Annotated in this window: 9 protein-coding genes; 7 read left to right on the top strand and 2 right to left on the bottom strand. The window is 61.3% G+C overall.

What is annotated here, in order from left to right:
• The first annotated feature begins 119 nt into the window (after positions 1 to 119).
• From AC07OG_RS07020 to AC07OG_RS07010, 3 genes are all read left to right on the top strand, one after another.
• On the top strand, positions 120 to 683 hold the full coding sequence (locus AC07OG_RS07020; RefSeq protein ID WP_495066555.1) for a TetR/AcrR family transcriptional regulator: 564 nt from the start codon (positions 120 to 122) through the stop codon (positions 681 to 683).
• Positions 684 to 739: 56 nt separating this feature from the next.
• A complete protein-coding gene (locus AC07OG_RS07015; RefSeq protein WP_218423129.1) occupies positions 740 to 1,216 on the top strand; it encodes a nuclear transport factor 2 family protein in 477 nt (158 codons plus the stop codon).
• 182 nt (positions 1,217 to 1,398) lie between these two features.
• Positions 1,399 to 2,178: a TSUP family transporter gene (locus AC07OG_RS07010; protein WP_060542242.1), complete on the top strand. Its 780-nt coding sequence runs from the start codon at positions 1,399 to 1,401 to the stop codon at positions 2,176 to 2,178.
• Here the strand turns inward: AC07OG_RS07010 and nudC are convergent.
• Positions 2,146 to 2,976 (bottom strand): NAD(+) diphosphatase, encoded by an 831-nt coding sequence (gene nudC / locus AC07OG_RS07005; protein WP_495066554.1) that lies wholly within the window; start codon positions 2,974 to 2,976, stop codon positions 2,146 to 2,148. The two genes, AC07OG_RS07010 and nudC, sit on opposite strands and share 33 nt — an antisense overlap.
• 6 nt (positions 2,977 to 2,982) lie before the next feature.
• Positions 2,983 to 3,795, bottom strand: a complete 813-nt coding sequence (locus tag AC07OG_RS07000; protein ID WP_495066553.1) for a crotonase/enoyl-CoA hydratase family protein — start codon at positions 3,793 to 3,795, stop codon at positions 2,983 to 2,985.
• Between the two features lie 557 nt (positions 3,796 to 4,352).
• Here AC07OG_RS07000 and glgA point away from each other — a divergent pair.
• Genes glgA through AC07OG_RS06980 form a run of 4 tightly spaced genes read left to right on the top strand, consistent with a single transcriptional unit; the run spans position 4,353 to position 12,615 of the window.
• On the top strand, positions 4,353 to 5,936 hold the full coding sequence (gene glgA, locus AC07OG_RS06995; protein WP_060542245.1) for a glycogen synthase GlgA: 1,584 nt from the start codon (positions 4,353 to 4,355) through the stop codon (positions 5,934 to 5,936).
• A 12-nt stretch (positions 5,937 to 5,948) separates the two neighbouring features.
• Positions 5,949 to 7,745, top strand: coding sequence for a malto-oligosyltrehalose trehalohydrolase (gene treZ / locus AC07OG_RS06990; protein WP_060542246.1), 1,797 nt, complete (start codon positions 5,949 to 5,951; stop codon positions 7,743 to 7,745).
• Complete coding sequence (malQ, locus tag AC07OG_RS06985; protein ID WP_060542247.1) at positions 7,742 to 9,823, top strand: 4-alpha-glucanotransferase; 2,082 nt, start codon at positions 7,742 to 7,744, stop codon at positions 9,821 to 9,823. The genes treZ and malQ overlap by 4 nt, the downstream gene beginning before the upstream one ends.
• Positions 9,820 to 12,615 carry a malto-oligosyltrehalose synthase gene (locus AC07OG_RS06980; RefSeq protein WP_495066552.1) on the top strand — a complete coding sequence of 932 codons (2,796 nt, stop codon included), beginning with the start codon at positions 9,820 to 9,822 and terminating at the stop codon, positions 12,613 to 12,615. Before malQ ends, AC07OG_RS06980 begins: the two co-directional genes overlap by 4 nt.
• The last annotated feature ends 18 nt before the right edge of the window (positions 12,616 to 12,633 follow it).

The raw sequence follows: 12,633 nt of genomic DNA, 5'->3' as shown, positions 1-12,633 counted from the left end.
AGCCCGCTCCCACCTTTGAATCACATTTCCCTGTGGGAGCGGGCTTGCTCGCGAAAGCGGCTTCACAGGCAACAAAATACCCCTAGACACAGGAGAACGATCGTTCTACTCTCAATCACATGAACAAAATCACCAGCAACGACACCCAAGACATCATTCTGGATGTCACCGAAAAGCTGATCTACAAAAATGGCATCGCCGCCACCGGAATGGATCTTCTGGTGAAAACCGCCGGTGTCTCCAGAAAAAGTATTTATCGCTACTTCGACAACAAGGAAGACCTGGTCGTCGCCGCCCTGCAACGCCGCGACCGACGCTGGATGCAGTGGTACAGAAACGAAGTCGGCCAGGCCCATACCCCGGCCGACCGACTGCTCAACCTGTTTACCGTGCTCACCCGCTGGTTTGCCTCTGACGGCTTTCGCGGCTGCGCATTCATCAATACCAGTGGCGAGACCGGCGACGCGCAAGACCCGGTGCGTCTGGTCGCCAAAGAACATAAACAGAAGCTGCTCGACTATGTGTGCGAGCTGTGTACCGAACATGGCGCTCAAGATCCGGAAATGCTGGCCAAGCAGCTGCTGATCCTGATCGACGGTGCCATTACCGTGGCGCTTGTAATGGGTGATCACAGTGCCGCCGATAATGCGCAATGCATGGCGCGAAAGTTATTGGACCTGTAATAGCTTCATCAAGCCCGACAATTTGTTTTAACGTCAACTTGATACGGAGACTTGAAATGTCTAACGCCGAAGTTCGTCCGCCATTGCCGCCGTTCACCCGTGAATCGGCTATCGAGAAAGTACGTCTGGCCGAAGATGGCTGGAACTCCCGTGACCCGCAGCGCGTGTCCCTGGCCTACACCCTGGACACCCAATGGCGAAACCGCGCCGAGTTCGCCTATAACCGGGAAGAAGCCAAGGGTTTCCTGACCCGCAAGTGGGCCAAGGAGCTGGATTATCGCCTGATCAAGGAGCTGTGGGCGTTCACCGACAACCGCATCGCCGTACGCTATGCCTATGAATGGCACGACGATTCGGGCAACTGGTTCCGTTCCTACGGCAATGAAAACTGGGAATTCAACGAAGACGGCCTGATGGCCCACCGCTTCGCCTGCATCAACGACATGCCAATCAAGGAAAGCGAACGCAAGTTCCACTGGCCTTTGGGACGTCGTCCTGACGATCATCCGGGGCTGTCGGATCTGGGCCTGTAAACACCGATAAAACTGTGGGAGCGGGCTTGCTCGCGAAGGGGCCGTCAGATTCAACATCAACGTTGACTGACACATTGCTTTCGCGAGCAAGCCCGCTCCCACATTGGTTTTGTGATGTTCAGGTGGGTAATATGTCACCCCTTCCCCGCAGCCTTCATGCTCCCGCCGAATAAGCCGATCCCATGCCTTTCGAACTCAGCGTTGACCTCTCTACCCTGGCCATTCTGGCCCTTGTTGCTTTTGTTGCCGGTTTCATCGATGCCATTGCCGGTGGCGGTGGTCTGTTGACCACCCCGGCGTTGCTCACCGCCGGCCTGCCGCCGCACCTGGTGCTGGGCACTAACAAGCTCAGTTCGACCTTCGGCTCGGCGGTTGCCAGTTTCACCTTCTACCGTCGCAAGCTGTTCCACCCAGGGCAATGGGTGCACGCCATCGTCGGCACTCTGGTCGGCGCGCTGACCGGTGCCGTGGTCGCCCATTACCTGCCGGCGGAATGGCTGAACAAGATGCTGCCGGTGATCGTGTTTGCCTGTGGCGTCTATCTGCTGTTTGGCGGCACGCCGAAGGCGCCGCTCGACAGCGAGGCACCCATAAAGAAGAAATGGCAATCGACCCAGGGCTTCAGCCTGGGTTTCTATGATGGCGTGGCCGGCCCCGGTACAGGGGCGTTCTGGACGGTCAGCAGCCTGCTGCTCTACCCCATCGACCTGGTGAAGGCCAGCGGCGTGGCGCGCAGCATGAACTTCGTCAGCAACGCGGCGGCGCTGTCGGTGTTCATTTTTTCCGGTCAGGTGGACTGGGTCATCGGCCTGTGCATGGGTTCGTCCTTGATGGTCGGCGCCTTCTTCGGCGCGCGCACCGCCATCAGTGGCGGTGCCAAATTCATTCGTCCGGTGTTCATTACCGTGGTGCTGGGCCTGACCGTACGGCTAGCCTGGCAACACTGGTTCAGCGTGACCTAATCGTCGCGCCACATAGACGTCGATCAGGTAGCGGGCAATCGAGCGTGACGCCGGCAACGGCGGCAGCTCGTGCACGTTGAACCACTGGGCGTCTTCGATTTCGTCTTCCTGGCACTTGATTTCGCCCCCGGCGTATTCGGCATGAAAACCGAGCATCATCGAATGCGGGAACGGCCAGCACTGGCTGCCCATGTACTGGATGTTCCTGACCTCGATGCTCACCTCTTCGCGAACCTCGCGAATCAGGCAATCCTCGGCCGACTCGCCCGGCTCGGCAAAGCCTGCCAGGGTGCTGTAGACACCTGGAACGAAGCGCGGCGAGCGCCCCAGCAGGATATCGTCACCACGGGTCACCAGCACGATCATGCTCGGTGAGATTCGCGGGTAATAGCGCAGATCACAGGGCTGGCAATACATCGCCCGTTCACGCACTACCTGGTGAGTCGCCTGCCCGCAGTTGCCACAGAAGCGGTGCTCGCGGGCCCAGGTGCCAATCTGAGCGGCGTAACCGAGCACCTTGTAGAGCGTGGGATCGCCTTCGAGCATGAATGCCCGCAAGCCCTTCCAGTTGCAGCCCGGCACTTCACTGTGACTGCGCAGCTCCAGCAGATACACCGGCTCGCCATCCAGATGACCGATGCCATGTTCGGCGATGATCGACAGATCCTGGCGCTTGAGCCATTCCCGGGGAAACAGCGCGCCGCTGTCATCGAACAGAAAGCCTTCGGGACTGCGCGCGACGGCCCAGCCACCAGGTTGATCGGTATCCAGTACTGCAGTGGTCCAGCGAGAAATCATTTTTAATCAATCCAGAAATTCAGGTTTCTGTTTGCTCATATGGGCGGCCATGGCCACGCGCAGATCGGTCGATTGCAACATGGCGGCGTTCCAGGTGGCGACGTATTCGAGGCCGTCATCGATGCGATGGTCGCGCATGTAGCTGATCATCTCTTTGGTGCCGGTGACGGCAATCGGCGACTTGCCGGCGATTTCGCGGGCAATGCCCATCACGCCGTCAAGCAGGCTGGCGCTGTCGCTGTACACGCGATTGACCAGGCCCATGCCCCGCGCTTCATCGGCGCCGAAGGTGCGACCAGTGTAAGCCAGCTCACGCAGCATGCCGTCACCGATGATCCTGGGCAAGCGTTGCAGCGTGCCAACGTCGGCGGCCATGCCGATGTCGATTTCCTTGATCGAGAACTGGGCGTCTTCGGCGGCGTAACGCATGTCGCACGCGGCAATCAGGTCGATGGCGCCGCCCAGGCAATATCCCTGGATCGCCGCAAGCACCGGTTTGCGGCAGTTATCGACCGCATTGAACGACGCTTGCAGGTTGAGGATCTTGCGCCGCAGCAGGCGTGCATTGCGGCCCACGTCCTTGCCCAGTTCATTGGCCACGCCGGCCAGCATCATCAGGTCTATGCCCGACGAGAAGTGTTTGCCGGCACCGCTCAGCACCACGACACGCACTTCATCGGTGTCATCGATCCACTGGAATATGTCGACGATCTCGCTCCAGAACGCCGCGTTCATCGAATTGATCTTATCCGGACGATTGATCTGCACATGGGCGATTTTTTCGACCAATTCGACGTTGAACGCGCTGTATTGAGACATGCCTGTGATCCTTTAGCGGGCAAAAATTTAGGACAGAACTATACCAAGGCACCAAGGTGGGGAGTAAGGCAGTGGTTCGGCCAAATGCGGGACTCGCCTGTCGCGCACCACAACGGTGCGCACGCTTTCAAGCCCTCGCACATTCATATGACCGAATGGTTAAATTTTGAGGCATAAACGCATAAAAACATGCCCTTCGTCGGTGCGCTTGCCTCTCTATCAGGCACGTCCGTGCCGCTTTAAACCGATTGTCGAACAATTTTGCCATCGAGCCTGTACCGCTCTAACTTCTGGCCTAGACTCATTTTCTCGAGATAAAACCGGTCGGTCACAAACTGGAAAAATAGTCGAAACTTTTACCTATACCGGTCGGTCATCTGACAAGAAGGTGCTTTGCGACTGGTGCAATCTTTGCAACGGCTCATTCACACATCCTGCTTCAGCGCGTTGGGCAGCGCTTGCTCACTGATGCGCGGCGCGTTTGCGCCCGGCCACGGGATTGGCCATGGAACACCGTTCGCCAGACCTAGAACTAGATCACAACACGGGAGATTCATATGATCAGTACGGCTTTGGAATTAAAGGGAGAGCGTGCTCATCAGGTCGGCGAAACGAGCGCCTTGACTGTCGCCACCAGTCAACCTGTCAACGTGCCAGGCTCCAAGACGCTGACGCCAGTGGTCAACCAGAATCCCAACCGCAAGAAAGTGCTGTTTGTCACTTCGGAGATCGCTGACCTGGTGAAAACCGGCGGCCTGGGCGACGTGTCTGCAGCGCTGCCCCGTGCCATGGCCCATCTGCATGATGTGCGGGTGCTGATTCCAGGCTATCCGCAAGTGCTCAACAGTGAAAACCCGATTCACATCGTCGGCGAACTCGGTGGGCACGCCGCTGTGCCCGCGTGCAAGATCGGGCGCATGGACATGCCCGACGGTCTGGTCATTTACGTACTGATCTGCCCCGAGCTTTATGAGCGCGAAGGCTCGCCCTACGGTGCCAACAACGGTCGTGACTGGCCGGACAATCATATTCGCTTCGCCCGCCTGGGCCTTGCTGCTGCCGACATGGCCGCCAATCTTGCACAAATCCACTGGTGCCCGGACCTGGTGCACGCCCATGACTGGCCGGCGGGGCTGGCGCCCGCCTACATGCACTGGCGAGGGCAGCGGACCCCGACACTGTTCACCATCCATAACCTGGCGTACCAGGGTGTGACCAGTCTTGGCTCATGCCCTGAGCTGGGCATCCCCCATCATGCGCTCCAGCAGGAAGGCATGGAGTTCTACGGCAAGATGTCGTTCCTCAAGGCCGGCATGGCCTATGCGAGCCACATCACCACGGTCAGTGCGACCTACGCCCAGGAAATCACCACTCCGGACTTCGGCTGCGGCCTGGACGGCTTTCTGGCCTCCAAGACTCAGCAAGGCCTGCTCAGCGGCATCCCCAACGGCATCGATGAAAGCTGGGATTCGGCCACCGACCCCCATCTGTTCTGCCCGTTCAAAATCGGCGAATGGGAAGGCAAGGCAGTCAATGCCGCCCACGTACGTGAACTGTTCGGCCTGGACGCCTGCGAGGGCCCACTGTTCGCCGTGGTCTCGCGCCTGGTCTACCAAAAGGGCCTGGACCTGACCGAAGCGGTCTCTGAATACATCGTCAAATCCGGGGGCCAGATCGCGATCATCGGTCGGGGCGAACCGGAAGAAGAACAGGCCATGCGTGAACTGGCCGTGCGTTTTCCCGGGCAGATCGGCGTACGCATCGGCTTTAACGAGACCGATGCCCGACGCATGTTTGCCGGCAGCGATTTCCTGCTGATGCCTTCGCGCTACGAGCCTTGCGGCCTGAGCCAGATGTACGCCCAGCGCTTCGGTTCGCTGCCAGTGGCACGCAACACCGGCGGGCTGGCCGACACCATTGAAAACGGCGTGACCGGTTTCCTCTTTGACGAGTCCACGGTGCAGAGCTACCAGGAAGCCGTGAGCCGTGCATTCAAGGTGTTCGCCTTCCCCGACCTGCTCAACGCCATGCGTTGCCGGGCCATGGCCGCGCCGTTCAACTGGTGCAAGGCGGTCGAGCCCTACGCCGAACTTTATGAACAACTGGTGGCTAAAGCCCTGGGTAAATCGGGCAAACAGTAAGGGACTTTTTAGATGCCGTTACGGAGCTTTGAGACCTGGCCCCACGGCGCACTCATGCTGGACGATCAGCACACGCAATTTGCGTTGTGGGCGCCAGATGCGTTTTACGTCAGCGTCGAACTGGAAAATGGACGATCCGTGGCACTGCTGCCTCAGGACGATGGCTGGTTTGTCAGCGACGTCCGATGCCCGGCAGGCATGCGCTACCGCTACTGCATCGACGGCGAACTGGAGGTCCCCGATCCGGCCTCCCGCGCCCAGGCCGGCGGTATCGACCAGCCCAGTATCGTCGTCGATCCATTGGCTTATCAGTGGCGCCACAGCGGGTGGTATGGACGGCCCTGGCACGAAGCGGTGATCTACGAACTGCATGTGGGGGCGCTCGGTGGCTTCAGCGCGGTCGAGCAGCATTTGGCGCATCTGGTAGACCTGGGTATTACCGCGATCGAACTGATGCCGGTGGCGCAATTCCCCGGCGACCGCAACTGGGGCTATGACGGCGTCCTGGCCTTCGCGCCCCAGGCGTCTTATGGTTCTCCAGAACAGCTCAAGCATTTGATCGATACTGCCCACGGCTACGGCCTGGCGGTGATTCTCGACGTGGTCTACAACCACTTCGGGCCCGACGGCAATTACCTGCACCATTACGCCAAGGGCTTCTTCCGCGAAGACCGGCACACACCTTGGGGCGCGGCTATCGACTTGCGCCGCCGCGAGGTGCGCAACTTCTTTATCGAAAACGCCTTGATGTGGGTATTGGAATACCGCTTCGACGGCTTGCGCCTGGACGCGGTTCACGCCATAGAAGACCCGGACTTCCTCCAGGAACTGGCCGGACGGGTGCGCCGGCAGATCGCGCCGCAGCGGCATGTGTGGCTGATGGTGGAAAACGAACACAACCAGGCCAGCCTGCTCGAGCAAGGCTATGACGCCCAGTGGAACGACGACGGCCACAACGCCCTGCACGTGCTGCTGACCGGCGAAACCGACGCTTACTATGCCGATTATGCGCAAAACCCAACCGAACAACTGGCGCGCTGCCTGAATCAGGGGTTCGTGTTCCAGGGCCATATCAACCGCCACGGCGTCGCCCGCGGCGAGCCCAGCGGGCACTTGCCGCCGAGCGCCTTTATCCTGTTTCTGCAAAACCATGATCAGATTGGCAACCGCGCCTTTGGCGAGCGCCTGCATCAGTTGGCGCACCCGCAAGCGTTGCGGGCAGCCACCGCGCTGCTGATGTTGGCGCCGATGATTCCCTTGATGTTCATGGGCGACGAGTTCGCAGCCGAGCAGCCCTTCCTGTTTTTTACCAGCCACCACGGTGAACTGGCGCAGCTGGTACGCGATGGTCGGCGCAACGAGTTCGCCGCATTCAGCGCCTTTGCCGACCCGCAGCGGCGTGAGCAGATTCCCGACCCTAACGCCCAGGCAACCTTTGAAGCATCACGCCCTGGGCTGCCGGCGACCGGCCATGGGCCGATGCACGAACTGTATCGCCAGTTGTTGCAGCTGCGCCATCGCCACATCGTCCCGCGCTTGCCGGGCGCACAGGCGCTGCAATCCGCCGTATTGGGCCCGGGCGCCGTCAGCGCAACCTGGCGACTGGGCGATGGCAGTCAGTTGCGAATTGACCTGAACCTCAGCGAGAAGGCCGTGGTCCACTCCCCACAGGCCGGTGCCGAGCTACTCTTCGAAGAGCCGCCGCAATCGGCCGGTCTGCTTGATCAGGGCACCCTTGCTGCGTATTGCGCGATCGTCAGCCTGACGATCGCAGCCCCTTTGCTACCCCCGGATGGAGAGCGCCCATGAGTGATGCGCAACTGGAAACACTGGCCAGCCGAGCCGGACTTGCGGTCGACTGGATCGACGCCAACGGACGGCCGCAAAAAGTCGCACCCTCGGTATTGCGCGCCGTTCTGACCGGGCTCGGCCACCCCGCCGGCAGCGCTCAGGAAATCGACGCCAGCCTGCTGGAGTTGCAGGCGGCGCAGCAGACTCTGCACCTGCCGCCCCTGATTACCGCCGACTTTGGCGTTGGTCTGAACCTGGCGCGCTACTTTGCCCCGCACACCCCGTGTGAAATTCAGCTTGAGGATGGCGCGTGGCTGCACCTGAAACTGGACGCCAACGCGGTATTGCCCGGCCTGATCCCGGTCGGCTACCAGCACGTCAGCATCGACGGGCAATCCTTCACGCTGGCCGTCGCACCTGAGCGTTGTTTCAGTGTGGGCGATGCCGTGGACAGCCCGATTCCCCGCGCCTGGGGCCTGAGCGTGCAGCTATACGCCTTGCGCCGCCCCGGTGATGGCGGTTTCGGCGATACCCAGGCCCTGGAAGACCTGGCCCGGGTGGCCGGCGAACGCGGCGCCGAGGCATTGGCGATCAGCCCGTTGCACGCGATGTTTTCCAGCGACACCCGGCGCTACAGCCCCTACTCACCGTCCAGCCGCTTGTTTCTCAATAGCCTGTACTGCGCACCGGGGGCGATTCTTGGCGAGCGCGCGATGCGCAGCGCCATAGATGCTACCGGTCTGGCGGCCGAGTTGAAGGATCTGGAACAACGTCCACTGATCGACTGGCCGGCCGCTGCCGAAGCCAAGCATCGACTGTTGCAGGCGCTGTACGAAGGCTTTGTCCAGGGCGAACACCCATTGCACCCGGACTTCAGCAGCTTCCGTCATGCCGGCGGCGAAGCCCTGGAGAACCACTGCCGCTTCGAAGCCATCCAGGAAACCTGCGCGGCCCGCGGAGAGAGCCTCGACTGGCGGCAGTGGCCGGACCAGTGGCGCGACCCGCGCAGTGCTGCCCTGGCCGAATTCGCCGAAGAGAATGCCACGCGCATCGGCTTCCATGCGTTCTGCCAGTGGTTGATCACTCGCTGCCTGGAACGCGCGCAAACCGCCGCCCGCAGCAGCGGCATGAGCATCGGCCTGATCGCTGACCTCGCGGTGGGTGCCGATGGCGCCGGCAGCCAGGCCTGGAGCCGCCAGGACGAACTGCTCGCGTCCCTCACCGTGGGTGCACCGCCGGACATACTCAACCGTAGCGGACAGGGCTGGGGGATTTCTGCGTTCGCGCCCGAAGGCCTCGTGCGTCACGGCTTCCGCGCTTTCATCGAGATGCTGCGGGCCAACTTCGCCCATTGCGGGGGCTTGCGCATTGACCATGTCATGGGGCTGCAACGGCTGTGGGTGATTCCCAACGGTTCGCCACCGGCCGACGGCGCCTACCTCTATTACCCGGTGGACGATCTGTTGCGCCTGCTGACGCTGGAGTCCCATCGCCATCAGGCCATCGTACTCGGCGAAGACCTCGGCACCGTGCCCGAAGGCCTGCGGGAAAAACTCATCGCCCGTTCAATGCTCGGCATGCGCGTGTTGTTGTTCGAACAGGACAACACCCACTTCAAGCCAATCCTCGACTGGCCGGACAACGCCCTGGCGACCACCAGCACCCATGACCTGCCGACTCTGAACGGCTGGTGGCACGGTCGCGATATCGACTGGTACGCCCGCCTTGGCCTGGTCGATGCCAGCGGCGAAATCGAATGGCGACAACACCGCGAACGCGAGCGCGAAGGCCTGCGCCGGGCGTTGAGCCAGGACCCGCAGAATTTCCGTGAAGAGTCCCATGATGAAACCGATCAGGTCCTCGACGCCAGCGTAAGATTTCTCGGCCATACCCGGGCGCCTCTGGTGCTGCTGCCGCTCGAAGATGCCCTGGGCATCGAACAACAGGCCAACCTGCCGGGCACTGTCGATATCCACCCCAACTGGTCGCGACGGCTATCGGGCGACAGTGAAGCACTGCTCGATGGTGTGGACGCCGCCCGACGCCTGGAGCTGCTCGCCTGTGCGCGCCTACAAGCCGTCGAGCGTGATCGATGACCGAAGCGTTCAGCCCGTCACTGCGGGCCACCCTGCGCCTGCAATTTCACAAGGACTTCACCCTGGATGATGCGGTACCGCTGGTGCCGTACTTCGCCCGCCTTGGCATCAGCCATGTCTATGCCTCGCCGCTGCTGAGCGCCCGCGCCGGCTCCATGCATGGTTACGACGTGGTCGACCCGACCACGATCAACCCGCAACTGGGCGGCGAAGAGGCGCTTGGGCGTCTGGTCAGCGCGCTGCGCAGGCACAACATGGGGTTGATCCTCGACATTGTCTCCAACCACATGGCGGTGGGCGGCGGCGATAACCCCTGGTGGCTCGACCTGCTGGAGTGGGGACGCCTGAGCCCCTACGGCGAGTTTTTCGATATCCAGTGGCACTCACCCGACCCGTTGATGGAAGGCCAACTGCTGCTGCCGTTCCTGGGTAGCGACTATGGCATCGCGCTGCAGGAAGGCACCCTGCCCTTGCGTTTCGATGCTCAACTGGGCGCGTTTCATGTCGAGCACTATGAACATCGTTTCCCGATTTGCCCCATTGATTATGGCGAACTGCTCAAGATTGACGCACCGCTCAACGTACTGCACGGCGAACAACTCAAAGCCCTGGCTGATCGCTTCAGTACCCTGAACTATCAGACTGACGCGCACAGCCTGGCACAACCACTTAAAGCGCAGCTGCGTGACCTCGCCAGCGATCCGGCCATTGCCTCTGCCATTGAGCGGCACCTGAACAACTACGACTCGCTGACTGCCGAAGGTTTTCCACGCCTGCATAATCTGCTGGAGCGCCAGAGTTATCGCCTGGCCAGTTGGCGCACGGCGGCGGACGACATCAACTGGCGACGCTTCTTCGATGTCAACGAATTGGGCGGATTGCGCGTGGAGCGCCCGGCGGTGTTCGAAGCGACCCATGCCAGGATCTTCCAGCTGGTGGCCGAAGGACTGGTCGACGGTTTGCGCATCGACCACATCGACGGTCTCGCCGACCCGCGCGGTTATTGCCGCAAGTTAAGGCGCCGGGTCGATAGCCTGACGCCCGGTCGGCACCTGCCCATCTTCGTCGAAAAGATCCTCGGCGAAGGCGAAACCCTGCACCGCGACTGGTCGGTTGACGGCAGCACTGGTTACGAATTCATGAACCAGGTGTCGTTGCTGCAACACGACCCCGAGGGCGCGCAGGTGCTGGGTGCGCTGTGGCAGCACCACAGTCAGCGGCCCGCCGACTTCACACAGGAAGCCCAACTGGCACGCCAGCAAATCCTCAACGGCTCCCTGGCCGGCGACTTCGAAAGTGTTGCCCAGGCGTTGTTGCAGGTGGCCCGGGATGACCTGATGACCCGCGATTTGACCCTGGGTGCGATTCGCCGGGCACTGCAGGCGTTGATCGTGCATTTCCCGGTGTACCGCACTTACATCAGCCCCTTGGGCCGCTCGCCCCAGGACGAAGGATTTTTCCAGCAGGCCATGGACGGTGCACGGCAGATCCTGGGCGAGGCCGACTGGCCGGTGCTCGATTGCCTGGCCAACTGGCTCGGTGGCGAACCCTGGCGTCAACGCCCTGCGGGACGCCAGCGCAAGCGTCTGAAACATGCCTGCGTGCGCTTTCAACAATTGACCTCTCCGGCAGCGGCCAAGGCGGTGGAAGACACTGCGTTTTATCGCTCGGCCGTGTTGCTGTCACGCAACGACGTTGGGTTCAGCACCGAGCAGTTCAGCACCCCGGTGGCGGACTTCCATCGGGCCTGCCTCGATCGTCTTGCAAGCTTCCCGGACAACTTGCTCGCCACCGCCACCCACGACCACAAACGTGGCGAAGACACGCGCGCACGGCTTGCGGTGCTGAGCGAACGCAGTGCCTGGTATGCCGATCAGGTCGAGCTGTGGCGCGCCCTTGCCCGCCCATTGCGCAATGACGAGCAAATGCCGTCGGCCGGCGATGAGTTGATTCTCTATCAAGCCCTGCTCGGCAGCTGGCCGTTGACACTGAAAGTCGACGATCAGACGGCTTTGCAGGAGTACGCCAAACGCCTCTGGCAATGGCAACGCAAAGCCCTGCGCGAAGCCAAACTGCAAAGCAGCTGGAGTGCCCCCAATGAAGCCTGCGAGCAGGCAACCGAGGACTTTATCCAGCGCCTGCTATTGAGCCCCGAGGGTGACCTGCTGCGCACTGCCATCGCCAAGGCGGTGCGTGCGATCGCCGCGCCAGGCGTGCTCAACGGGTTGGCGCAAACCTTGCTGCGAATGACCGTGCCGGGGGTACCGGACCTGTATCAAGGCAATGACTTCTGGGACTTCAGCCTGGTCGATCCGGACAATCGCCGGGCAGTGGATTACGCCAGTCGTGAACAGGCCTTGCAGCAGGCGGTTGAACTGCCTGACCTGTTGGCGAACTGGCACGACGGGCGCATCAAGCAAACCTTGATAGCCCGCACCTTGAACCTGCGTGCCGCGAACGCCGGGCTGTTCAGGCATGGCACTTATCGGGCCCTGGAAGTGCTCGGCAGCCAGGCCCATCGAGTACTGGGTTTTGTACGGGAATACGAGGCAAAGCGTGCCATCGTCCTTGTGCCGATACGCTGCGCCGGACTGCTGGAAAACAGTGCCGGGCCACAGGTTGGCGCGCCGCTGTGGGGCGATACCCGGGTCATATTGCCGTTCACCCGGCCTGGGGAAAATCTGAAGGGATTTTTTTCAGACGTTGCAGTCACAGAACACAGAGAGCTGATGATCAGCGCCGCGCTGGGGGACTTCCCGGTCAATCTCATTATCCAAACTACCCACACTTGAGTTCAGTTCAGGAGCATT

Source organism: Pseudomonas sp. GW821-FHT09H03, from assembly GCF_059415945.1.
Note: the sequence above shows the minus strand (reverse complement) of the source record. Positions and strands in the feature narration are given on the sequence as shown.

Coding starts and splice junctions, on each gene's coding strand:
- AC07OG_RS07010 (WP_060542242.1), top strand. CDS start 1,399: ATGCCTTTCGAACTCAGCGTTGACCTCTCTACCCTGGCCATTCTGGCC.
- nudC (WP_495066554.1), bottom strand. CDS start 2,976: ATGATTTCTCGCTGGACCACTGCAGTACTGGATACCGATCAACCTGGT.
- glgA (WP_060542245.1), top strand. CDS start 4,353: ATGATCAGTACGGCTTTGGAATTAAAGGGAGAGCGTGCTCATCAGGTC.
- malQ (WP_060542247.1), top strand. CDS start 7,742: ATGAGTGATGCGCAACTGGAAACACTGGCCAGCCGAGCCGGACTTGCG.
- AC07OG_RS07015 (WP_218423129.1), top strand. CDS start 740: ATGTCTAACGCCGAAGTTCGTCCGCCATTGCCGCCGTTCACCCGTGAA.
- AC07OG_RS06980 (WP_495066552.1), top strand. CDS start 9,820: ATGACCGAAGCGTTCAGCCCGTCACTGCGGGCCACCCTGCGCCTGCAA.
- AC07OG_RS07000 (WP_495066553.1), bottom strand. CDS start 3,795: ATGTCTCAATACAGCGCGTTCAACGTCGAATTGGTCGAAAAAATCGCC.
- AC07OG_RS07020 (WP_495066555.1), top strand. CDS start 120: ATGAACAAAATCACCAGCAACGACACCCAAGACATCATTCTGGATGTC.
- treZ (WP_060542246.1), top strand. CDS start 5,949: ATGCCGTTACGGAGCTTTGAGACCTGGCCCCACGGCGCACTCATGCTG.